Source organism: Microvirga sp. BSC39 (assembly GCF_000739015.1).
Classification (GTDB): domain Bacteria; phylum Pseudomonadota; class Alphaproteobacteria; order Rhizobiales; family Beijerinckiaceae; genus Microvirga.
Genome location: NZ_JPUG01000073.1, coordinates 41,947 through 63,059, shown reverse-complemented (window position 1 = coordinate 63,059; position 21,113 = coordinate 41,947). Strand labels below are relative to the sequence as shown.

Genomic DNA, 21,113 nt, shown 5'->3' with positions numbered 1-21,113 from the left:
GTGGGACCCCGTCGCGAGGTGCGCAGGCGGGTGTTTGTGGGCTGTCCCGATTGCAGGCTGCAGCGGCGTGCAGTCAGCCCTCGATCCCGCCGGGGGCGATGCCTGGCAGCTCTATTGGCTCACCGTTGTCATGACGGTGGGGGCCACCCTCATCTTCGTCCTCGTGACGGCCCTGCTGCTCTATGCGGTCTTCGCCCCTCCGGAGCGCCGCGCCTGGCTCGGGACCAGGAGGACCATCGTCTATGGCGGGCTGGCTTTTCCGATCGTGGTCCTGTCCCTGCTTCTCCCCTACGGCCTCATCGTCATGCGCGATGTCGATGTTCCGCAGCCCGGCGCGCTGCAGGTCGAGGTGATCGGCGAGCAGTACTGGTGGCGGGTGCGCTATCCGGCCGAGGGCGAGCAGACGGAGTTCTCGACCGCGAACGAGCTCGTCATCCCCATCGGCAGGCCGATCACCGTGTCTGTAACATCGTCTGATGTGATCCACAGCTTCTGGATCCCGAATTTCGGAGGCAAGATCGACATGATCCCGGGGCGGATCAACCGCTTCAACTTCACGGCGGAGCGACCCGGTGTCTATCGCGGCGTCTGCGCCGAGTTCTGCGGCGCCCAGCATGCGCGCATGGCGTTCGATGTCGTGGCGCTGGAGCCTGCCGAATTCGACGCGTGGCGAAGGATGCAGGCGCAGCCGGCCCGGGAGCCAGCGATCCCGCTCCTCGCGAGGGGCCGCGAGCTGTTCCGCAGCGGCGGCTGCGGCTCCTGCCACGTGGTGCGCGGCACCGAAGCCAACGGGCAGTTCGGCCCCGACCTGACCCATGTGGGAAGCCGGCGGACCATCGGGGCAGGACAGTTCCCGAACAATATCGGCACGCTGGCCGGCTGGATCGCCAATGTGCAGCAGATCAAGCCGGGGGCGAAGATGCCTTCCTACGGCTCGCTCACCGGCGAGGACCTGCGGGCGATGGCCGGTTATCTGGAGAGCTTGAAATGAACGCACCCGAGCTCCCGAAATCCTTCGAGCGCCGGGAGACCGAGTTCCCCAACCCGCTGCCGCGCCCAGAGGGCGAACTGGACGCGCTGAAGAAGGCTTGGAAGGCCCCGAAGGGCTTGAGCTTCATCACGGCGGTCAACAACACCTATGTGGGCCTGTGGTATGTGGGCACGGCCTTCCTGTTCTTCATCCTGGCCGGAATTCTCTCGCTGATCATGCGCGTCCAGCTGGCGGTGCCGGAGAACGATCTCGTCAGCCACAATCTCTACAACCAGCTCTTCACCATGCACGGCACGGTGATGATGTTCCTCTTCGCCGTTCCGGCCGTGGAGGCGGCGAGCGTCTATCTCCTGCCGAACATGCAGGCGGCGCGCGACCTGCCGTTCCCGCGCCTGTCGGCCTACGCGTTCTGGGCCTACTTCGTCGGCGGCCTCGTGTTCTTCGGCACGATCTTCTTCGGCATGTCCCCGGATGGCGGCTGGTTCATGTATCCACCGCTCACCAGCACCAAATACTCGCCCGCCGAGAACGCCGACTGGTGGCTTCTCGGCATCGGCTTCATCGAGATCTCCGCCATCGCGGGTGCCATCGAGATCATCGTCGGCGTCATGAAAACCCGGGCGGTCGGCATGAGCCTCGACAAGCTGCCGGTCTATTCCTGGGCCATGCTGGTCTTTGCCGTGATGATCGTCATCGGCTTCCCGGCGATCATCCTGGGCACGCTGCTGCTCGAGATGGAGCGCGCCTTCGACTGGCCGTTCTTCATCGCCGAGAGGGGCGGGGACCCGCTCCTGTGGCAGCACCTGTTCTGGTTCTTCGGCCACCCGGAGGTCTACATCATCTTCCTGCCGGCGACCGGAATGGTGTCGATGATCGTGCCCGCCATGGCCCAGACGCCGCTCGTGGGATACCGCCTCGTGGTGCTCGCCCTGATCGCAACGGGCTTTCTCTCCTTCGGGCTCTGGGTGCATCACATGTTCGCCACGGGCCTGCCGAAGATGTCCCTGAGCTTCTTCTCGGCCGCCAGCACGGCGGTGGCGGTGCCGAGCGGCATCCAGGTCTTTGCCTGGATCGCCACCATCGCGTCCGGGCGCATGAAGCTGACGACGCCCTCGCTGTTCGTCATCGGCTTCCTGTTCATCTTCACCCTCGGCGGGCTGACGGGCGTGATGGTCGCCATGGCGCCCTTCGACTGGCAGGCGCACGACAGCTATTTCGTGGTGGCGCACCTGCACTACGTGCTCATCGGCGGCATGGTGTTCCCGCTCTTCGCGGCGATCTACTACTGGGTTCCCGTGGCGAGCAAACGGGCGCTCTCGGAGCGGCTCGGGCGCTGGGTGTTCGGCCTCATGTTCCTCGGGGTCAACGTGACCTTCCTGCCGATGCACATCACCGGGCTGATCGGCATGCCGCGGCGGGTCTATACCTATCCGGTTGGCATGGGCTGGGACGCGCTCAATCTCGTCTCCACCATCGGGGCCTTCATGATTGCTGCGGGCGTTGCGCTGTTCCTGGTCGATATTGCCCGCAACTTCCGCTTCGCGGGCGAGGACAACGCCGGAAACGTCTGGAACGCCAGCACGCTCGAGTGGCTGCCGAACGGCAACTACGCCACCCGCAGCATTCCCTCCGTGGTCAGTCGCGATCCCCTCTGGGATCAGCCCAACCTGTCGAAGGATGTGGAGGACGGCCGCTATTATCTCCCCGGAACCGCGACGGGCGGGCGCGAAGCGCTGGTGACGAGCCCCTTCGATGCGCGGCCGCAATACATCCTGCAGGTGCCTGGCCCCGGCTGGCAGCCCGTGCTCGCCGCGGTGTTTACGGCAGCCTTCTTCCTGCTCCTGACGGTCAAGTTCGTATTCACCGCGGTGATCTGCGGCATTCTTGCACTCGGATGCGTGATCTGGTGGCTCTGGGAGACCGATCCCGGGCCGGTCCGCCCGCCGGCGGATATCGGCGGCGGCATCGTGGTTCCGGTCTATGTCACAGGTCCGATGAACCATTCCTGGTGGGCGATGATCGTCCTCATGGTGGTCTCAGGCATGGTGTTCACCTGCCTGATCTTCTCCTATCTCTTCCTGTGGCTCGTGAACCCGGGTGCATGGCCGCCGCAGGACATCCGGATTCCGGACTGGATCTGGCCCGCTGTCTCGGCCTTCCTTTACTGCGGCAGCGCAATCCTCATCGCCGTCGCCAGCCGGCAGCTGCGGGGCGAGGACCGGCGGAAGCCACGTCCGGTGCCGATCCTGATCGGCGTGGCGCTCCTGCTCGTGGGGGGAGCATCGGCCGTGGATCTGTGGGCGCAGTGGCAGACCGATCTGAGCCCGTCGGCCCATGCCTACGGGGCTGCAGTCTACGCTATCACATCCCTGCAGATCTTCTTCGTTCTGACCACGCTCGTCATGGGGATCTACACCATCGCGCGCTGGCTCGCCGGCAAGCTCGACACGGTGCGCCGGACAACGTTCGATAACACCATGCTGTTCTGGTACTACACGGCAGGCCAGGGGCTGGTCGGCCTCCTTGTGGTCCATGGCTTCCCGCGCCTGACCGGAGGCGTCTGATGAGCGGAGCGCGGACCCTGCAGGTTCTGCTGGCGCTCGGCGGCATGATCGCCTGGGCGGTGCAGTTCACCATCATCTACGGGGTGACATCAACCCTGTGCGGACGCGGATGGGCAGACGCAACGATCTTCGGCATCGGTATCGTTCCACTCACGATCCTCACAACCACCCTGGCAACCTTGTCGGCTGCTGCCATCCTGCTGGCCGTCTCGCTTCGCGAGGATCGACGGCTGAGGATTCGGCCGGCCTCAGCGACGGACAGTTTTTTGAGTCACGCAGGTGTGCTGATCAACGGCTTCTCCCTTGTGGCGATCCTCTGGAACGGCGTACCGGCCTTCATTCTGCCAGCCTGTGCATAGGTCCGACAGGTGGCGGGCACCTGCCGTTCCGGTGCCGCGCAAATCCGGGCGGCTGACCTCTCGTGCATGGAACCCGCCCGGTAAGCGGCTCTTATATCTAGGAATTGTTATCCACTGAAACCAAAGAGCCCGATGTGATTGGAAACCGTAGCGAAAAACGTCGGGCTGATGCCGGGCCGCAGGATAGAGAGTTCGGCTCCCAAGTCGTCGTGGTCACGGGGGCATCGGCCGGTGTTGGTCGGGCGGTTGCCGTGGCATTCGGGCGGGAAGGCTGGCGCGTGGCCTTGATCGCCCGCGGCCGCGAGCGGCTCGAGAGTGCTGCTCGTGAGGTGGAAGAAGCGGGCGGCAGGGCCATTGTGATCCCGGCCGATGTTGCCGATGCAGGCGCGATCGATGCTGCGGCCGCGCAGGTGGCCGCCACATGGGGACGCATCGACGTCTGGATCAACAATGCCATGGCGACCGTCTTTGGGCCTGTCACGTCCATGAGTCCTGATGAAGTCCGCCGGGTCACCGAGGTAACCTATCTGGGACAGGTTCATGGGACCTTGGCGGTCCTCCGCCACATGCGAGAGAGGGGTGAGGGGACGATCGTCCAGATCGGATCGGCTTTGAGCTACCGGTCCATTCCCCTGCAATCAGCCTATTGCGCAGCGAAGTTCGCCGTGCGCGGCTTCACGGATTCGCTGCGCAGCGAGCTGCATCATGAAGGCAGCCGCATCAGGCTCACGATGGTGCAGCTGCCCGCCGTCGATACGCCGCAATTCGATTGGGCACGCAGTCATCTTCCTGAGGAACTGCAGCCTGTCCCGCCGATCCACGCGCCGGAAGCCGTGGCCGAGGCAATCGTGCGGGCAGCCCAGACGGCGCCCCGCGAGATGTGGATCGGCAGCCCCACGATCCAGGCGATCCTCGGCACCATGGTGGCTCCAGGCCTCCTCGACCGCATGATGGCACGACAGGCCTGGGAGGGGCAGATGACGGGAGCTTCAGGAAGGCCGCGCGAGGGCAACCTCTTCGAGGCCCCGCCCGGCGATCCCGGAGCCCACGGACGCTTCGGACCCCAATCTCGACAACGTGTGGTGTCGGTCTCCGGGACGACGGCCCGTGGTGTGCTGGCGGCGGTTGCCCTCGGGTGCGTCGCCGGAGCTGTCGCGGCCGCGTGGCGTTTAGGAGCGAATGGCCGCGTGACGAAGCGCAGTCGCTTGTCGGACAGGGAGCGTGCTGCCCGCATGGTCAATTAGGGAAGTTCAGATGCTCGATCTCTGGTACAAGAACGCCGTCATCTACTGCGTCGACGTCGAAACCTTCATGGATTCGAACTGCGACGGAGTGGGTGATTTCGGTGGGCTTGCCGACCGGCTCGATCATGTCGAAGCGCTTGGCGCAACCTGCATCTGGCTTCTGCCGTTCTACCCGACGCCGAACCGCGACAACGGCTATGACGTGACCGACTTCTATGCCGTCGATCCGCGGCTTGGAACGCTCGGTGATTTCGTCGCCTTCACGCATGCGGCCCACGACCGAGGTTTGAGGGTCATCATCGACCTCGTGGCAAATCACACGTCGATCGATCATCCCTGGTTTCAGGAGGCGCGGCGCGACCCGAACTCACGCTACCGCGACTGGTATGTCTGGTCCAAGGAGAAGCCCGAGAACATCCATGAGGGCGTTGTCTTTCCCGGCGTGCAGGATGCGACCTGGACTTACGATGAGGTCGCCCAGGCCTGGTACATGCACCGCTTCTACCCCCATCAGGCGGATCTCAACATTGCGAATCCGGAGGTGCGCGCGGAACTCGAGAAAGTGATGGGCTTCTGGCTGCAGCTCGGGGTTTCGGGTTTCCGGCTCGATGCGGTTCCGTTCCTGATCGAGTACCGCGGTCTCCCGGAGGAGGAGCGGCCAAAGGAGGATCCACACGAGCATCTCGACAGAATGCGGGACTTTGCATCCTGGCGTCGTGCAGAGTCCATGCTGTTGGCGGAAGCCAACATCACTATGGATCAGGTGGAGGAATATTTCGGGCCATCGGGTGACCGGCTCCACATGATCTTCAACTTCATGCTGAACCAGCACCTGTTTCTGGCGCTTTCCCGCAATGACGCCGAGCCGATCCGCCGTGTGATGGCGCGGACGCCGGCGATCCCTCCCAAGAGCCAATGGGCGAGCTTCCTGCGCAACCATGACGAACTCGACCTCGGCCGATTGTCGGATGCAGAGCGCGCTGAGGTTTTTGCGGCCTTCGGCCCCGCGCCTGAAATGCAGGCCTATGAGCGAGGCATCCGACGGCGCTTGGCTCCCATGCTCGATGGCGACGAGCGGCGGATCAAGCTGGCCTTCAGCCTCATGTTCGCTCTGGCCGGAACACCGGTGCTCTGGTACGGCGATGAGATCGGGATGGGGGAGGATCTTTCCCTCAAGGAGCGCAACTCGGTCAGGACACCGATGCAATGGGCGGATGAGCCCAATGCGGGATTCTCGGCCGGCCCCGCCGAGCGTCTCGTGCGGCCCGTCGTCTCGAAGGGGGCATTCGACTACAGGCGCATCAACGTTGCGGCTCAGCGCGATCTCGATGGCTCCCTGATGAGCACGTTGCAGCGGCTGGTGCGCACACGACGCGCCTGCCCGGAGGTTGGCTGGGGCCGGTGCGAGGTTTTGGAGACTGGCGAAACCGGTGTCCTCGCTCTGCGATACGACTGGCAGGGAGAGACCATCCTGATCCTTCACAACCTGGCCGATCAGGCCGTCGACGTGAAGATATCGCTCGACGGGATCGACCGATTGCGGCCGCTCTTCTGCGACCAGGACGACCGAGCCATGCGCGATGCCTCCGATCCGATTTCCCTCAATCCTTATGGCTATCGCTGGTTCCGGGCACAAGGCGAGCGGCGATAGGCGGGGTGAGCGCTACTCCCGTGGTGCAACTCATGCGGTCGGCTGCGGCGTTGTCGGTGTGGCGGGAATCTCCTGCGGGGTGGTCGGGGGCACGCCCACGGGTTCTGCTGGAGGCGGAATATCGCCCGGTGTCGTCGGAGGCACGCCGACGGGTTCCGGCTGCGGCGTCTCGGGCGGCATGGGCGGGCTTACGGGAGTCGGATTGGGATCGGCCGGGTTAGACTCCGGATAGGGCTGGTTCGGCAGAGGAATCGGCATGCGGGGAACGCTCCAGGTGTTGTCTCGAAGGGGCAATCCTCCTCACACCGGCGGGTTCCGCCTCACGGCCGGGCCTCAGACCCCAAGCGCGATGATGATGCCCTCGTCGGCCCGCAGGACAACCTGCGCTCCGATGGGTTCCTCGTTCCGATCCGGCAGGGTCGAAAGCATCAAACGTCCACTCGCCCCAGCCGGCAGCGGGAGGGTCTGCGGCTCGTGCCCCAGGTTCAAAGCCACCAGCAGGCGCTCCGACCCATGTTGCCGTTCATAAGCCAGAATATCTCCCTCGGTCTTGACCTGCGCGTAGGCGCCGACGCTCAGGGCCGGGTGCTGGCGCCGCAACTCGATCAGGCGCCGGTAGAGCGTCAGAATGGACCCCGTATCGTTCCGCAATCCTTCCGCATGGCGAGATCGGAAATGCGGGTCGAGGGGCAGCCAGGGCTTGCCGCTCGTGAACCCGCCCTGGGCGGAACCGTCCCAGTGCATGGGGGTGCGCTCAGGGTCCCGCCCCAGTCCAAGGCCCGGCTCGTTCCTCTCCCAGGGGTCCTGAGCCGCCTCCGGCGGGATTTCGACTTTGCCGATTCCGATCTCGTCGCCGTAATACATGGTGGGCGTGCCCCTGAGGGTCAGAAGCAGCATGGCGGCTACCCGTGCTTGCTGTGGGCCGATTCGGGCGCCGATGCGCGGCTGGTCGTGGTTGCCGAGCACCCAGTTGGGCCATCCGCCTTCGGGAAGTGCAGCCTCGTATTCGTTGATAAGCGCTGCGATCTTTTGAGCGTTCCAGGCTGTTTGAATGAGCTGAAAATTGAACGGCAGATGGGCGCCGGACAGGTCCTTGCCGTAGTAAGTGACGAGACGCTCCAGCGGCAGATAGATCTCTCCGATGAGCACCCGCTCCCGATACTCCTCCAGCACGCCGCGCATTTCGCCGACCACCTCATGCACCTCGGGCTGGTCGGCGGAATACACCTGGATAAAACGGTTGATCTCTGCCTGGCTGGCCTGAAACGCGGGGTTTGGCGGGTTGTCCCGGAACTCGGCATCCTTGATCAGGTGCCAGATCACATCGACCCTAAAGCCGTCGACGCCTCGATCGAGCCAGAAGCGCAAGGCATCGTACATGGCCCTGCGCACCTCCGCGTTGCGCCAGTTGAGATCAGGCTGCTCCTTCAGGAAGGCGTGGTAGTAGTACTGCGCCGTAGCCTCGTCCCATTCCCAGGCAGACCCGCCGAAATTGCTGATCCAGTTGTTGGGGGGAGATCCGTCCAGCTTGGCATCGCGCCAGATATACCAGTCGCGCTTCGGATTTGTGCGCGAGGAGCGGCTCTCCTGGAACCACGGATGCTGGTCCGAGGTGTGGTTGGGCACGAAGTCCAGGATGAGCTTGAGCCCCCTGGCGTGAGCCTCCTCAATCAGGCGGTCGAAGTCTTCCAAGGTGCCGAAGATCGGGTCGATGCCGCAGTAATCGGCTACGTCATAACCAAAATCCGCCATGGGTGAGGGGTAGATCGGCGAGATCCAGATCGCGTCCGCGCCGAGCCAGGCGAGATAGTCGAGGCGCTGGCGGATGCCATTCAGGTCGCCGATGCCGTCGCCGTTGCTGTCCTGGAATGAGCGAGGATAGATCTGGTAGACGATGCCGCGCTTCCACCATGTGGTCTCAGGCATGATGATCGCTCCGCTGCTGGAAAGAATTGGCTGGAGGGCAACGAGAGACGAATCCAGTAACCGTCGATGGGTTCCTCCGCGTCGAGCAGAATGGAGCAAAGCCTCCCTTGACCGGTCCGGTCATTCTCCTCGGCAGGCCACGAGGCAGGCCGCGCAGCTCAGGATCCGGGCCCGTCCTGGCGATCGGAGGCGCCATCCCGCCGGTGCTGAACACGGGGAAGCGATCGGGCGCAGGGGGCATTTCAAACCCGTCACCATCGATGGCGCGAGTTATAGGAGGAATTCCGGCGCAGAACTGCACCATTGCGTTGGAATGTCTGCTGCTGGCACCGGACGGGGACAGGTCGTCCTGGACTGGCTCGGTAAGCGGTGGATTTAGGTTGAACCAGTTCCCGGTCAGGATAGGGACGAGCGGTTGGGAGACGGAAGCCGCAATACGGACATCATGTTCATGCCTGGGAGCCCGTCATGGACCCGGAACTACCGCGAACCTGACAGTTCGATCTACGGGAGGGGCAGAACGCCCGTTTTGGACTCCTCCTAGCCGCTGTTGCGCAGGCCTGCCGCGATGCCGTTGATGGACAGGTGAATCCCTTGCACCACCTGCTCGTCGGCATCGCCGGAGCGGTGGCGCTTCAGAAGCTCGATCTGCAGATGGTTCAGCGGATCCAGGTAGGGGAAGCGGTTACGGATCGAGCGGGCGAGAAGCGGATTTCCGTCGAGCAGCGATTGCTGCTGCATGATGGCGAGCAGTTGCTTGATTGAATCCTCCCACTCGTGCCGCAGGCGCGGGAAGATGGCGTTGCGCAGGGCCTCGTCCTCCACAAGGTTCGCATAGCGGGACGCGATGGCGATGTTACTCTTGGCCAGCACCATGTCCATGTTCGAGAGCAACGCCTGGAAGAACGGCCATTCCCGGTACATTTCCTGCAGCAGGGCAAGGCCAGTCTCGGGTCTTTTCTCCAACCAGGCATTCACGGCCGAACCGAACCCGTACCACCCGGGCAGCATCAGGCGACATTGCGCCCAGCCGAACACCCACGGAATGGCCCGCAGATCCTCAATGCGCCGGGAGTTCGTGCGCGAGGCGGGGCGGCTGCCGATGTTGAGATTGGCGATCTCGCCAATGACGGTGGATTCCCAGAAATAGCGTTCGAAGCCTTCCGTCTCGTAGACGAGGGCACGATAGGCCGTGAAGGCGCTGTTGGAGAGTTCCTCCATGGCCTGCAGATATTCCTCACGCGGCGCAGGCTGGCCGGAATGCAGCAGGGAGGCTTCGAGCGTGGCAGCGGCTAGGATCTCCAGGTTGCGACGCCCAAGGTCGGGGTTCGAGTACTTGCCGGCGATCACCTCTCCCTGTTCCGTGATGCGGATGGCGCCCTGCACGGCACCGCCTGGCTGTGCGAGGATCGCTTGATAGCTTGGTCCGCCGCCGCGACCGACCGATCCGCCGCGGCCATGGAAGAGGCGAAGGGCCACGCCATGACGCTTGAAGACATCGACCAACTCGATCTCGGCCTTGTAGAGTTCCCAGCCGGAGGTGAGGAATCCGCCATCCTTGTTGCTGTCGGAATAGCCGAGCATCACCTCCTGCGCCTGCCCACGACTGCGCAGCAATCGCATGTAGTCAGGCAAGGCAAAAAGTGCATCCATGACATGGCTGCAGTGGCGAAGGTCAGCGATGGTTTCAAACAACGGGATGATGTTGACATAAATCTCGCCTTCGCGCGGGCGCAGCAGGCCTGCCTCCTTGAGGAGCAGGGCCACCTCCAGTATATCGGACGGGTCGCTGGCCTTCGAGATCACGTAATTTGGCACAGCTGCGCGGCCGTAGCGCCGATGGGCCTCGGCGGCTTCGTGAACGATGGCGAGTTCCGATGACGTCTCAGCCGAATAGTCGAGATAGGGTGAGGTCAAAGGCCTTGGCGTCCTGAGCTCTTCCAGGAGCAATGCTACACGCTTCTCCTCCGACAGAGCCTCATAGCCCGTGCCCGGCATCGCCTTCTCGAACAGCTCCGCCACGACGCGCTGATGCACGTCGGAGTTCTGGCGCATATCGAGGCTTGCGAGATGGAGGCCGAACACATCGACAGCGCGGCGCAGCTTGCGCAGACGCCCGCGCGACAGCGATCCCGATCCGTTCGACAGCAGAGAGCGATGAAGAACCGACAGATTGCCTGCGAATTCCTCGACACTTGAATAGGCGGGTGCATCGCCCACGGCATGACGAGCGATATCGCCATGGCCGAGCGCGGCAGCCGTGGCGGCAAGGCGTGCATACATGCCCGTAATCGCGCGGCGATAGGGCTCGTCCTGGCGATGAGGCGATGAATCGGGTGATGCCTTGGCGAGCTCCTGCACCTCATCGGACACATTCACGTAGCGGCCGTCGAGGGACAGCTCGGCCCCGAGGCAATGCAGTTCCTCCAGGTAAAAGGCGAGCGCATGCTTGCTCTGAAGCAGAAGAGCCTGACGCAGAGCATCCGCTGTTACAAAGGGGTTGCCATCCCGGTCACCGCCGATCCAGCTGCCCATCCGCAGGAAGGAGGGAAGTTCAGTGGTTTCCCAAACAGGATCGATTGCTGCAAGCTGATCCTCCAATGAGGCGTAAACTCGCGGCAACTCCTTGAAAAAGGTGTAGTCGTAATATGACAGGCCGTTATTGACCTCGTCGATCACCTTCAGCCGGTTGCGACGCAGGATGCTCGTCTGCCACAGAGTCAGGATCGCACGGCGCAGGCTCTCCTGGCAGGCGACCTCCTCTTCGGGCGTCAGGTCCTGACGATCCCTCTGCGCCAGGATCTGCGAGATCTCCATCTCCCGGTCGATGGTGCTCTTGCGGCGCACCTCCGTCGGATGGGCCGTTAGAACGGGACAGACCAGGGCTGACGAGAAGAAGGCTTGCAAGGCCGCTTGGCTGATGCCGGTCTCCTGCACGAGCTTCAGAGCCCGCGCCAGCGTGCCCTCCCGCGGAGCCGGCGCCGTCATGGCATGGGCACCCGCCATCGCATGAGCGCGCGAGCGCCGTACGTGGTGCTGGTCCTCGGCGATATTCGCTAGATGCGAGAAGTAGCTGTAGGCGCGGATGATCTGATTCGTACGCCCGCGCGAGAGGCTGTTCAGGATCGTCTCAAGCTCGCGGCGAGCCACCTCGTCCTCGTCGCGATGAAAGCGGATCGAAGTCTGGCGGATGCGCTCCACAATCTCGAAGGCCGCCTCCCCCTCCTGCTCGCGGATTGTGTCGCCCAGCAGGCGCCCCAAGAGGCGAATGTCATCGCGGAGCGGGAAGTCTTTCTCGGGCGTAACATCGGGGTTGATCAGGGACATGGCATGAATCCCGCTGCAGTGATCTTGATCATCGAACCCCTAGAGCAATGCTGGAGAGCGCGTTTGATGCCGCAGGCTATTAGGAACTACATCTCCTGCAGCGACATGGATGATAGGCGAGCCATGAACATCTGCAACAAGAATGGCCTCGAAGTCGGTATCCCGGCCCAACCTGACGGCTTCTGCCACCAACTCCCTGGCACTTTGCAAGGCTATTGACCGTGCAGACTCAATGTCCGGAAGTTCTACACCCGAGGTGTCGCATACGACGTCCTCCTTCAGCTGAACATGAAAGAAGTACAGCATCTGCTCTCCTGAGATGCCCCCAGGCAACGGAGTTTCGTTGAAGGCGTCAGACCGTTCCAAACTCATATTTTGCCTTACTCCGCTGTCCTTACGCCTGAAGCACTCAGGGTTCGGCCATTTGGATCTGATCTTTTGATGTAACACTTTTCATCGCAACATCGTACGAACGAAGCGTCGCCTTTGCGCGTTCGGCAACCTCCGTAGGCGTCATCCCGGGGCTATAAAGACTGGTACCCAAGCCGAATGTTCCAAATCAGCCCTGCGCCGTTCATGGCAACGCATTCTCGTCGAGATGGTCAGTCTTGGAGGCAACGAAGACATCCGTCGTGCTGACCATGACGTCGTTTGGCCCCGGACCCTTTCACTATCACGCGCGGTTGACTTACACGCTCACGCACTCTGCCATGCGGATGGATGTCAGCGTGACCAATCTCAGCCGCTTTCCTCTCCCATACGGTCTTGGGTTCCACCCCTGGATGCCCCGCACGCCTGATACGTTGCTAAAGGCATCGGCAGTTTCGATGTGGTTATCTGACGAGGCGATGCTGCCGAAGGAGAATGTACCCGTTTCGATGCATCCTGAGTGGAACTTCGAGGGTGGTGCAAGGTTGCCAAGCGGGTTCATCTCACGATGGTTTGATGACTGGGCCGGTGAAGCAACGGTCACGTGGCCAAGCAGAAACCTTACGCTGCGGTGTCGTGCAAGTTCCGAGCTTGCCCATTTCATTCTTTACTCTCCTTCGGAGGACGCAGGCTTCTTCTGCTTCGAGCCTGTTAGCCATGCTGTTGATGCGCACAACCTGCCTCCAGACCTGGAGTTTCATGGACTTCGCATATTGGCGCCGGATAATACGATGACAGCAAGCTGCACGTTTATCGTGGAGCGGTGTCAAGCAATTGATCGTCCGGTGTCTTGAGCGAATGAGGCATGTGCCCCCGCCGGAAGATAGGCTAGGTGCTCGCCGATGTGGAGGCTTCCCCAAGATCCTCAGCGCTTCAGAATGTCCGGTGATGGCCCATCCCGGAAGAAACGCTTTGGTCTGCTCATGTCGCGGTGAGCGGACCTTCATTTCGTCTGCTGATCGTTACTCATTGACCCACAGCCGAATCTTAGGCCTCCGACAATCTCGCATTCCATCGGACCGATATCCGAGGAACTGGAGGAGCAGTTCCCGGCCGCGATCTCCATTCCGGGCGTTGTCCGAACTGCTCGGCACACTGTTCCGTAGGTTCAAATCGGGGCTTACTTCGCCGCATCCACATGACCACCTCCAGCAGCATCTGGCTGTCTTCGCAGGCGTCTATACTTCGCCCGATGACCCAAGACCGTGAAGGGCCTCACCCATACGAGTTCATCTGCACAACCTAGATCAGGAAGACCAAATGTTTCTTTGACCCGGTCTATTTAACGACGAGACTGGATAGCTAGATCGCAAAGAGGCCGGTGATCTCCACGTTGTCGAGGGCTATGAACCTGCTATGGCTTGAGGGCCTGCCCCGACGTCTTACAACCTCTCGCTCAAAGGCAATGAATGCACCCACCTGTCCTGCGGTGTCGTGAAGCGGACGGACATCGACCTCGCACTGATACTCCTCTCCCCCTTTGCGGTAGTTGGTGAGGAACCCATGAAAGCGCTGGCCGCGCAAGAGCGTGCGCATCATGACTCGCTTGGTGTGTGGTGACGTGCGCGGACCTTGAAGGACTCTCGGGGACTGACCGATCAACTCGCCCTTCGAGTAACCCGCCATCTGCTCAAAGGCTGGATTCACGTAACTGATAACCGGCCCCGGGTGAGCAAGAACTGACCCTGTGATTACGACCGGGATCGGAAATCGATCCGCAAGAATGGGGATAAGAGCCGTTACATCCATAATAGTACCTTGGGTGAGCAACCAGCTTTAATTCAGATTGTGTTAATGAAGATTTTCCTTTGCCATTCATGAGCTCGGGTGTGCCAGCCCTCAAATTAGCGGTTCATTAGAATGTTTTGAGGCTGAATAGCGCCAGCGGGGAGGAAGCTCGCAGTGGAGATTGCCCGATGACCGTTCACCAACTCATCTATTACAGCCGCAACAAGACGCCGGGGGACGACAGAACTCAGCTCATCAACCTGCGCGAGATTCTATCGGCGTCTCAGCGCAACAATGGCCGCGATGGCATCACCGGGTACCTGATCTTCGACAAGTCCTGGTTTGTCCAGATCCTGGAGGGTGATCGCGCGAAAGTCTCAGAGACCTACACTAGGATTGCCCGTGATACCCGTCATGGAATGTCGACCGTCATGAACACGCGTGACGTCGCAGAGCGCTCCTTCCCGGAGTGGACCATGGGCGGCGCCATGCGGTCTATCGATGTCCAGGAAGTCTATCTGAGCCATGGTTTCGGCGGACCTATCGATCCGACCAAGGTGAAATGGGAAAAGCTGTTCGCCCTGGCACTTGACCTCAATGAGTTCGAACGCACTCGCAGATCGGCTCATAAGCAGGCGAGCTGAACATCACTTCCGACCCAGACACTATCATGCAAAGGTTTCGGCCTGTTCGTAGAGAAAAGCCAACGGCCTAGGTGCTCTCAACACTGATCTCCACCCGCCGGTGCAGTGGGTCTTCACGCTGACGGCCTCGGGCATGATCCTGAGGACCCAGCAGGAAAATGGCTCACTGCGCCGGTCGGGCAGCCTACGGGTTCCTGTTCACTCCTTAACATCCTCAGGGCGCAGCTGGGTCAACTCATTGACGCGTGCGCCAAGATAGGCACAGAGCCATGGCACCCAACGCCGGGCCGCAGCATGTTCAGGTGAGATGAGGTTGCTGAATGGAGCCAGTGTCGCGGATAGGATGGTTTCAGCCTCGGTATCCGTGAACTCGGGGTCCCGCAACTTTGCCCTCATCGACACGGCAACCTCGATCCCCAATGCCGGATTCCCATCGAGCTTTCCTTCACTGACGAGGAAGGAGAACAAGGCCTTGGCCGAGGCAAGACAGGCATCCCGAACGCTCAGCGGGTTGAGACCCTCATCAAGAAGGGCATTCTTCCATTCTATCAGTTGCTCACGGGTGATGTTCGCAAGATCACCGCTTCCCACATGGCTCACCATGCGGCGAAGGGTGCCGGACTATCGCTTGACGCGCTCCTGGGCGCGAGCTTGGCTCGCTCCTGGTAGACGCCCCACCAATGCTCGAAGGGCAGGGTAGGGGCGGGCGCGCGGATCGGCGTTTGGAGCGCTGGCGTCCATGTTGGGAAGCGGTCTGCCATCGGATCTGGGCGGTAATTCCCGCTAGCGGCGCGCTCAAGACGCTCGTTAGGCTGACGAACAGCATCCAAGGCTGCATGCATCAATCGGCGCAGGGATGCCGGATCGGGCATAATCCCATGCTCGGCCCGAATTCCGTCGACAAGGCCGCGCCAGCGGGCTCGGCCCAAGAAGCGATCCCGAGGACGTGCTCTCCCGGATGGGGCAAAACGGGCCCACACCGATTCCTGCGCCCAAATCTCCTGGGCTACGTCCCCGTATCGGGCCTCAGCCTCAGACCAGTCTTTGGTCCGGAGGCTGCGCTTTTCCCTCGCGCTTGCCTACAGACGTGAGGAGGCGGGTGGGAGCCCGCCCGCGGAAGCAGTAGACGCCGGTCTCGGGATGCTTCCAGGGACGTGCCATTGCAAGGATCATGTGTGCCACTCGGGCGGCATGAAACCTATGTGGAGCCTGGATTTAAGGTGAACGCTCGGTTTTGGGCAGGAATGGCGGAGAGGGGGAGATTCGAACTCCCGATACGGTTGCCCGTATGCCGCATTTCGAGTGCGGTGCATTCAACCACTCTGCCACCTCTCCGGGGTGCGAAGGCGTGTAAGCCCGCTGGTTGAGGCGGGGTGGATATCATGGGCTTGGCGGCGCTTCAAGCGCCAAAAGCAAGGTTTTTGATTGACAAAGACCGGGGGTGCCCGTAGATAGGCGTCCTCTATGGGCGGGCACGAGTGCCTGCGCATATCCATGCGGTGGCCTGAGGCTGCCGTGAACCGAAGCCGGAAACTGCCAAAAAGCCAATCCGGCGGGGTTGTCCCCGCTGAGACTTGGGTTTGAACACGAGGATCAAGATGTTCGCAGTGATCAAGACCGGCGGCAAGCAGTATCGCGTTGCCGCCAACGACGTCATCACCGTCGCCACGCTCGCAGGCGAGCCGGGCACCGCCGTTACCTTCGACCAGGTTCTCATGGTCACGAACGACGGCAAGACCCAGGTGGGCGCCCCCCTCATGCAGGGCGTGACCGTGGCAGGCGAAGTGGTGGAACACACCCGCGGCGAGAAGGTCATCTCCTTCAAGAAGCGCCGTCGCCAGAATTCGCGCCGCAAGCGCGGGCATCGCCAGGACTACACCGTGGTGCGGATCACCGAGATCCGCGCGTAAGGTCAGGGCGAGAGCCGGTCAGCGGCTTTAGGTCAGGTTAGAACACGAGGCAGCGGCCGAAGAGGCTGCGCCGGCTCCGCCGAAAGGCAGGGCTCAGTTTAAGGAACACGGGAGTTACCCATGGCTCATAAGAAAGCAGGCGGTTCGTCTCGCAACGGTCGCGACTCGGCAGGCCGTCGTCTGGGCGTGAAGCGCTTCGGCGATCAGCAGGTTGTCGCCGGCAACATCATTATTCGTCAGCGCGGCACCAAATGGCATGCCGGCGCGAATGTCGGCATGGGCAAAGACCACACCCTCTTTGCCACGGCCAATGGCCGAGTCCGATTCCTGACGCGTCAAGGCCGAGCATTCGTATCGGTCGTACCGGCCCAAGAGGCCGCAGAGTAAACGGCGAGAGCGAAACGAAGGAGCTCCCGCCGGCATCACACCGACCCGGCGGATGAAGAGCTCCAGACAGGCCCCCTAAAGGCCAAGCTCCAATCCGAGATCGACAGGGGAGGTGGGATGTCCACCTCCCCTTCGTGTTTTCCGGGCCCAGGGAGGGCCCAACGGATCGGAGCAAGACGATGTTTCCCGACCTCACCCGTGACGATGTTTTCCGCCTCGAGACCCGCCGCCTGTGGCTGCGCTGGGCCCGTCTTGCGGATGCTCAAGCCATCGTACGCCTCGCCGGGGAGAAAGCGGTCGCGGAGATGACGGCGCGAATTCCGCATCCGTACAATCCGGACGCCGCCGAGCGATTTATCTTCCAGTCCAGGCGGTCCAATGCGGACGGCCAGGGCCTGCAGCTCGCCATCACGCCGAAGGGCAAGCCCAACAGCCTCATCGGCATGGTGGGAATCGGGCCTGATCCGGACACGGGCAAGCCGAACCTGGGCTACTGGCTCGGCACCCCCTACTGGGGCAAGGGCTATGCCACGGAGGCGGTCCGGGCCCTGATCGACGCCTTCTTCGCCTATGGCCAGGAGGACGAGGTCACGGCCTGCGCCCGGGTGATCAACCCAGGATCCCGGCGGGTGCTGGAAAAGTGCGGCTTCGCCTATCAGGGCGCGGGGCTCTCCGAGCTGCCGGCCCGGTGCGGCCTCTATCCGGTGGATCACTTCCGGCTCGACCGGCGCACCTGGGAGAGCCTGAAGGCCTGGGGCCACACCGGCTTCGTGCGCGAGCCGCTCTCCCTCGAGGTCGAGGTGGAGCGGGAGATCTCTCTCGCGAGCTAACACAAAGGCGCTTCCGGAGAACTTTCCGGGAGCGCTTCTCTTTTGTCCGCGTTGCTCCCGCACGTTGGACGTGGATGGCGCATTTTAACCGCGAGAGCAGATCCGCTTTTGCGAAAAGGGCTCCAGTCCCGTAAAGGATGCGGGTTATGAAATTTCTCGACCAAGCCAAGATCTATATTCGCTCCGGCAACGGCGGTGGCGGCGCCATCTCCTTTCGCCGTGAAAAGTTCATCGAGTTCGGCGGCCCGGATGGCGGCGACGGCGGCCGCGGCGGCGACGTGTGGGCGGAATGCGTGGAGGGGCTCAACACCCTCATCGACTACCGCTACCAGCAGCATTTCAAGGCCAAGACCGGCGGCCACGGCATGGGCAAGAACCGGCATGGCGCCAAGGGCACCGATGCGGTGCTGAAAGTCCCGGCCGGCACGGAGATCCTGGAGGAGGATGGCGAAACCGTCATCGCCGACATGACCCATGTGGGCCAGCGGGTGCTGCTGGCCAAAGGCGGCAATGGCGGCTTCGGCAATGCCTATTTCACCACCTCGACCAACCGCGCCCCGCGCCGGGCCAATCCCGGCCAGGAGGGCATCGAGCGCACCCTGATCCTGCGCCTCAAGCTGATCGCGGATGCGGGCCTTGTCGGGCTGCCCAATGCCGGCAAGTCCACCTTCCTGGCGACGACCACGGCCGCCAAGCCGAAGATCGCCGATTACCCCTTCACCACGCTTCATCCAGGCCTCGGGGTGGTGCGGGCCTATAACCGCGAGTTCGTGCTGGCCGATATTCCGGGCCTGATCGAGGGCGCGTCGGAAGGCGTGGGCCTCGGCGACCGCTTCCTGAGCCACGTGGAGCGCTGCCGGGTGCTGCTGCATCTGGTGGAGGGCACGAGCGAGGATGCAGGCGAGGCCTACAAGACCGTCCGTCACGAGATCGAGGCCTATGGCCATGGCCTGGATGAGAAGCCGGAAGTCGTGGCCCTGTCCAAGGCGGATGCCCTGGACGAGGACACCCTAAAGGAGCAGCTGAAGAAGCTAAAGAAAGCCAGCAAGCGCACGCCCTACGTGATCTCCTCGGCCTCAGGTCAGGGCGTCCAGGAGGTGCTGCAGGCGCTCCTCACCGTGATCGATCAGGCCAAGGTCGAGGAAGAGCCCGCCCAGCCTCAGGAAGAGTGGCATCCGTGAGCCCAAGCCTCAGCCAGTTCCGCCGCGTTGTCCTGAAAGTCGGCTCCGCCCTGCTTGTGGATCGGGCGCGCGGACGGCTGAACCATGCCTGGCTTGCGGCGTTGGCCGAAGACATTGCCGATCTTCACGCCAAGGGCGCCGACGTTCTCGTAGTCTCCTCCGGGGCCATCGCCATGGGGCGCACGGTGCTGGGGCTGCCCTCCGGTCCGTTGCGGCTCGAGGAGAGCCAGGCGGCCGCGGCTGTCGGGCAGATCGCGCTCGCCCGCACCTGGTCGGAGGTTCTGGCCCATCACGGCATCACGGCCGGTCAGATCCTGGTGACGCTCTCCGACACGGAGCAGCGGCGGCGTTACCTGAACGCCCGCGCCACCACCCTGAAGCTTCTGGAGATGCGCGCCGTTCCGGTGATCAACGAGAACGACACAGTGGCGACCTCCGAGATCCGTTACGGCGACAACGACCGGCTGGCCGCCCGCGTCGCTACCATGATCGGCGCCGATCTCCTGGTGCTGTTCTCCGACATCGACGGCCTCTACACGGCCCCGCCTGCATCCGATCCCAATGCCGAGCATATCCCGGTGGTCGAGCGCATCACGCCGGCCATCGAGGCCATGGCGGGGGGCGCGGCCTCCGAGCTGTCGCGCGGCGGCATGCGCACCAAGATCGAAGCCGGCAAGATCGCCACGGCCGGCGGCACGCACATGATCATCGCGGATGGCCGCACGAAGAATCCGTTGAAACGCGTGGCCGAGGGCGGGCGCTGCACGTGGTTCCTCACGCCGTCCAATCCGGCCACTGCCCGCAAGACCTGGATTGCCGGCGCCCTCGAGCCGCGCGGCACGCTCATTGTGGACGAGGGCGCGGCCCGTGCGCTCCAGAGCGGCGCGAGCCTGCTGCCGGTGGGCGTGCGTCGGATCGAAGGCTCGTTCCATCGCGGCGATGCGGTGACGATCCGCAGCGAAGCCCGCACCCTCGGCCGCGGCCTTGTGGCCTATGACGCGGAAGATGCGGCGCGCATCATCGGCCGGCCGAGCCGCGAGATCGAAGGCATCCTCGGCTATCCCGGCCGCACCGAGATGGTTCACCGGGACGACATGGCGCTGAGCGACTGATCCTCGTCCACGAGCCTCAGCAAGGTCTGCGCATCGCCGGGGGCGGCACTCTTGATGTCGTTGTCGAAATACACGTAGACGCTGCGCTCGTCCTTTCGCCAATCGGCAATGCGGTGAGTCCAGTCCTGCAGCGTTTCGGCCGAGTAGCTGCCCGCATAGCGTCCATTGGTGCCGTGCGCGCGCACATAGACGAAATCGGCGGTCGCCTCCCAGGGCGCAGGCGCATCCGCATGGTCGGAGATGCACAGGGCCGTGTTGTGATCCCGCAGGATCCGGAAAGCGCTCTCCTCGTACCAGCTCGGGTGCCGGAACTCGAAGGCGCAGCGGCGTCCTTGCGGCACCAGCGACAGGCAGCGCGCCACCCGCTCCCGCGTCTCCGCATCGGCTTTGAAGGTGGGCGGCAGCTGGAACAGGACCGGGCCGAACTTGTCGCTTAAGCTGCTCATGCGGCCGAAGACGAGGTCGATGCTCTCCTCGATTCCTTTCAGCCGTTTCATGTGGGTGATGAAGCGTGAAGCCTTCCAGGCGAACAGGAACCGCTTCGGCGTGGAATCGTGCCAGGCCTGTACGGCCCGCTCTGTAGGGAGGCGGTAAAAGGAGTTGTTGATCTCCGCCGTGTCGAAGCGCTGGACGTAGTAGGACAGGAAGTCCTTGATCTTCAGACGCGCCGGGTAGAAAGGTCCATGCCAGGATCGATAGTGCCAGCCCGAGGTTCCGATGCGGATCTCAGGCAGGGTGGAGCGGCTTGGCTCCAGGGCTGCCTGCCGTGCTATGGGTTCCGAATGAGGCATTTCCCCTGAGGTGTTCAGGGGCTGGGACTTGGACATGGA

19 protein-coding genes and 1 tRNA gene are annotated in these 21,113 nt (G+C 62.8%); 12 read left to right on the top strand and 8 right to left on the bottom strand.

Features of this window, described 5'->3' with window-relative positions; all coding sequences use genetic code 11:
• Positions 1-67 precede the first annotated feature (67 nt).
• The 5 genes from coxB to MA07_RS19785 all read left to right on the top strand — a co-directional run bounded on the left by coxB (position 68) and on the right by MA07_RS19785 (position 6,809).
• Entirely contained in the window at positions 68-991 is a 924-nt protein-coding gene (gene coxB / locus MA07_RS19805; RefSeq protein WP_244445303.1) for a cytochrome c oxidase subunit II, read from the top strand.
• Positions 988-3,555, top strand: a complete 2,568-nt coding sequence (locus MA07_RS19800) for a cbb3-type cytochrome c oxidase subunit I (RefSeq protein ID WP_052003349.1) — start codon at positions 988-990, stop codon at positions 3,553-3,555. Before coxB ends, MA07_RS19800 begins: the two co-directional genes overlap by 4 nt.
• Positions 3,555-3,914, top strand: a complete 360-nt coding sequence (locus MA07_RS19795) for a hypothetical protein (RefSeq protein WP_036355668.1) — start codon at positions 3,555-3,557, stop codon at positions 3,912-3,914. Before MA07_RS19800 ends, MA07_RS19795 begins: the two co-directional genes overlap by 1 nt.
• Positions 3,915-4,048: 134 nt before the next feature.
• Positions 4,049-5,158, top strand: coding sequence for an SDR family oxidoreductase (locus tag MA07_RS19790; protein WP_348270412.1), 1,110 nt, complete (start codon positions 4,049-4,051; stop codon positions 5,156-5,158).
• A 10-nt stretch (positions 5,159-5,168) separates the two neighbouring features.
• Positions 5,169-6,809 carry an alpha-amylase family protein gene (locus tag MA07_RS19785; protein WP_036355665.1) on the top strand — a complete coding sequence of 547 codons (1,641 nt, stop codon included), beginning with the start codon at positions 5,169-5,171 and terminating at the stop codon, positions 6,807-6,809.
• Between the two features lie 30 nt (positions 6,810-6,839).
• On the opposite strand, the gene MA07_RS29095 is transcribed toward MA07_RS19785, so the two are convergent.
• The 4 genes from MA07_RS29095 to MA07_RS29745 all read right to left on the bottom strand — a co-directional run bounded on the left by MA07_RS29095 (position 6,840) and on the right by MA07_RS29745 (position 12,368).
• The gene (locus tag MA07_RS29095; RefSeq protein WP_081929063.1) at positions 6,840-7,067 is read right to left on the bottom strand and encodes a hypothetical protein; all 228 of its coding nucleotides are present in this window, start codon (positions 7,065-7,067) and stop codon (positions 6,840-6,842) included.
• A gap of 75 nt (positions 7,068-7,142) precedes the next feature.
• Positions 7,143-8,735, bottom strand: coding sequence for an alpha-amylase family glycosyl hydrolase (locus tag MA07_RS19780; RefSeq protein WP_036355662.1), 1,593 nt, complete (start codon positions 8,733-8,735; stop codon positions 7,143-7,145).
• 540 nt (positions 8,736-9,275) lie between these two features.
• Positions 9,276-12,062 (bottom strand): phosphoenolpyruvate carboxylase, encoded by a 2,787-nt coding sequence (ppc, locus tag MA07_RS19775; protein WP_036355660.1) that lies wholly within the window; start codon positions 12,060-12,062, stop codon positions 9,276-9,278.
• Between the two features lie 39 nt (positions 12,063-12,101).
• Positions 12,102-12,368 (bottom strand): hypothetical protein, encoded by a 267-nt coding sequence (locus MA07_RS29745; RefSeq protein WP_152568942.1) that lies wholly within the window; start codon positions 12,366-12,368, stop codon positions 12,102-12,104.
• A 302-nt stretch (positions 12,369-12,670) separates the two neighbouring features.
• Here MA07_RS29745 and MA07_RS29090 point away from each other — a divergent pair, with 302 nt between their 5' ends.
• Positions 12,671-13,285, top strand: coding sequence for a hypothetical protein (locus MA07_RS29090; protein ID WP_244445302.1), 615 nt, complete (start codon positions 12,671-12,673; stop codon positions 13,283-13,285).
• 508 nt (positions 13,286-13,793) lie between these two features.
• On the opposite strand, the gene MA07_RS19765 is transcribed toward MA07_RS29090, so the two are convergent.
• Positions 13,794-14,240 carry a PAS sensor domain-containing protein gene (locus MA07_RS19765; protein WP_036355937.1) on the bottom strand — a complete coding sequence of 149 codons (447 nt, stop codon included), beginning with the start codon at positions 14,238-14,240 and terminating at the stop codon, positions 13,794-13,796.
• Between the two features lie 167 nt (positions 14,241-14,407).
• Here MA07_RS19765 and MA07_RS19760 point away from each other — a divergent pair, with 167 nt between their 5' ends.
• Entirely contained in the window at positions 14,408-14,863 is a 456-nt protein-coding gene (locus tag MA07_RS19760) for a BLUF domain-containing protein (RefSeq protein WP_036355654.1), read from the top strand.
• A 198-nt stretch (positions 14,864-15,061) separates the two neighbouring features.
• Here MA07_RS19760 and MA07_RS19755 read toward each other — a convergent pair whose 3' ends face one another.
• Both MA07_RS19755 and MA07_RS19745 read right to left on the bottom strand, forming a co-directional pair.
• Positions 15,062-15,466 (bottom strand): hypothetical protein, encoded by a 405-nt coding sequence (locus MA07_RS19755; protein ID WP_052003348.1) that lies wholly within the window; start codon positions 15,464-15,466, stop codon positions 15,062-15,064.
• 642 nt (positions 15,467-16,108) lie between these two features.
• Positions 16,109-16,198: transfer RNA gene (locus MA07_RS19745), tRNA-Ser, on the bottom strand.
• Positions 16,199-16,461: 263 nt separating this feature from the next.
• Between MA07_RS19745 and rplU the strand changes: the two genes are divergently transcribed.
• From rplU to proB, 5 genes are all read left to right on the top strand, one after another.
• Positions 16,462-16,773: a 50S ribosomal protein L21 gene (gene rplU / locus MA07_RS19740; protein WP_036355934.1), complete on the top strand. Its 312-nt coding sequence runs from the start codon at positions 16,462-16,464 to the stop codon at positions 16,771-16,773.
• Positions 16,774-16,893: 120 nt separating this feature from the next.
• Positions 16,894-17,160 (top strand): 50S ribosomal protein L27, encoded by a 267-nt coding sequence (gene rpmA / locus MA07_RS19735; protein ID WP_036355650.1) that lies wholly within the window; start codon positions 16,894-16,896, stop codon positions 17,158-17,160.
• Between the two features lie 179 nt (positions 17,161-17,339).
• Positions 17,340-17,990, top strand: coding sequence for a GNAT family N-acetyltransferase (locus tag MA07_RS19730; RefSeq protein WP_036355648.1), 651 nt, complete (start codon positions 17,340-17,342; stop codon positions 17,988-17,990).
• Positions 17,991-18,136: 146 nt separating this feature from the next.
• Positions 18,137-19,171, top strand: coding sequence for a GTPase ObgE (gene obgE, locus MA07_RS19725; protein ID WP_036355645.1), 1,035 nt, complete (start codon positions 18,137-18,139; stop codon positions 19,169-19,171).
• Entirely contained in the window at positions 19,168-20,283 is a 1,116-nt protein-coding gene (proB, locus tag MA07_RS19720) for a glutamate 5-kinase (RefSeq protein WP_036355642.1), read from the top strand. The genes obgE and proB overlap by 4 nt, the downstream gene beginning before the upstream one ends.
• On the opposite strand, the gene MA07_RS19715 is transcribed toward proB, so the two are convergent.
• On the bottom strand, positions 20,253-21,017 hold the full coding sequence (locus MA07_RS19715; RefSeq protein WP_036355931.1) for a DUF72 domain-containing protein: 765 nt from the start codon (positions 21,015-21,017) through the stop codon (positions 20,253-20,255). The genes proB and MA07_RS19715 overlap by 31 nt on opposite strands.
• Between the last annotated feature and the right edge of the window lie 96 nt (positions 21,018-21,113).

Excerpts from the sequence above, each read along its gene's own strand:
- MA07_RS19800 (WP_052003349.1), top strand. The coding sequence starts at position 988 with ATGAACGCACCCGAGCTCCCGAAATCCTTCGAGCGCCGGGAGACCGAG.
- MA07_RS19795 (WP_036355668.1), top strand. The coding sequence starts at position 3,555 with ATGAGCGGAGCGCGGACCCTGCAGGTTCTGCTGGCGCTCGGCGGCATG.
- MA07_RS19785 (WP_036355665.1), top strand. The coding sequence starts at position 5,169 with ATGCTCGATCTCTGGTACAAGAACGCCGTCATCTACTGCGTCGACGTC.
- MA07_RS29095 (WP_081929063.1), bottom strand. The coding sequence starts at position 7,067 with ATGCCGATTCCTCTGCCGAACCAGCCCTATCCGGAGTCTAACCCGGCC.
- MA07_RS19780 (WP_036355662.1), bottom strand. The coding sequence starts at position 8,735 with ATGCCTGAGACCACATGGTGGAAGCGCGGCATCGTCTACCAGATCTAT.
- ppc (WP_036355660.1), bottom strand. The coding sequence starts at position 12,062 with ATGTCCCTGATCAACCCCGATGTTACGCCCGAGAAAGACTTCCCGCTC.
- MA07_RS29745 (WP_152568942.1), bottom strand. The coding sequence starts at position 12,368 with ATGCTGTACTTCTTTCATGTTCAGCTGAAGGAGGACGTCGTATGCGAC.
- MA07_RS19765 (WP_036355937.1), bottom strand. The coding sequence starts at position 14,240 with ATGGATGTAACGGCTCTTATCCCCATTCTTGCGGATCGATTTCCGATC.
- MA07_RS19760 (WP_036355654.1), top strand. The coding sequence starts at position 14,408 with ATGACCGTTCACCAACTCATCTATTACAGCCGCAACAAGACGCCGGGG.
- MA07_RS19755 (WP_052003348.1), bottom strand. The coding sequence starts at position 15,466 with ATGGTGAGCCATGTGGGAAGCGGTGATCTTGCGAACATCACCCGTGAG.
- rplU (WP_036355934.1), top strand. The coding sequence starts at position 16,462 with ATGTTCGCAGTGATCAAGACCGGCGGCAAGCAGTATCGCGTTGCCGCC.
- rpmA (WP_036355650.1), top strand. The coding sequence starts at position 16,894 with ATGGCTCATAAGAAAGCAGGCGGTTCGTCTCGCAACGGTCGCGACTCG.
- MA07_RS19730 (WP_036355648.1), top strand. The coding sequence starts at position 17,340 with ATGTTTCCCGACCTCACCCGTGACGATGTTTTCCGCCTCGAGACCCGC.
- obgE (WP_036355645.1), top strand. The coding sequence starts at position 18,137 with ATGAAATTTCTCGACCAAGCCAAGATCTATATTCGCTCCGGCAACGGC.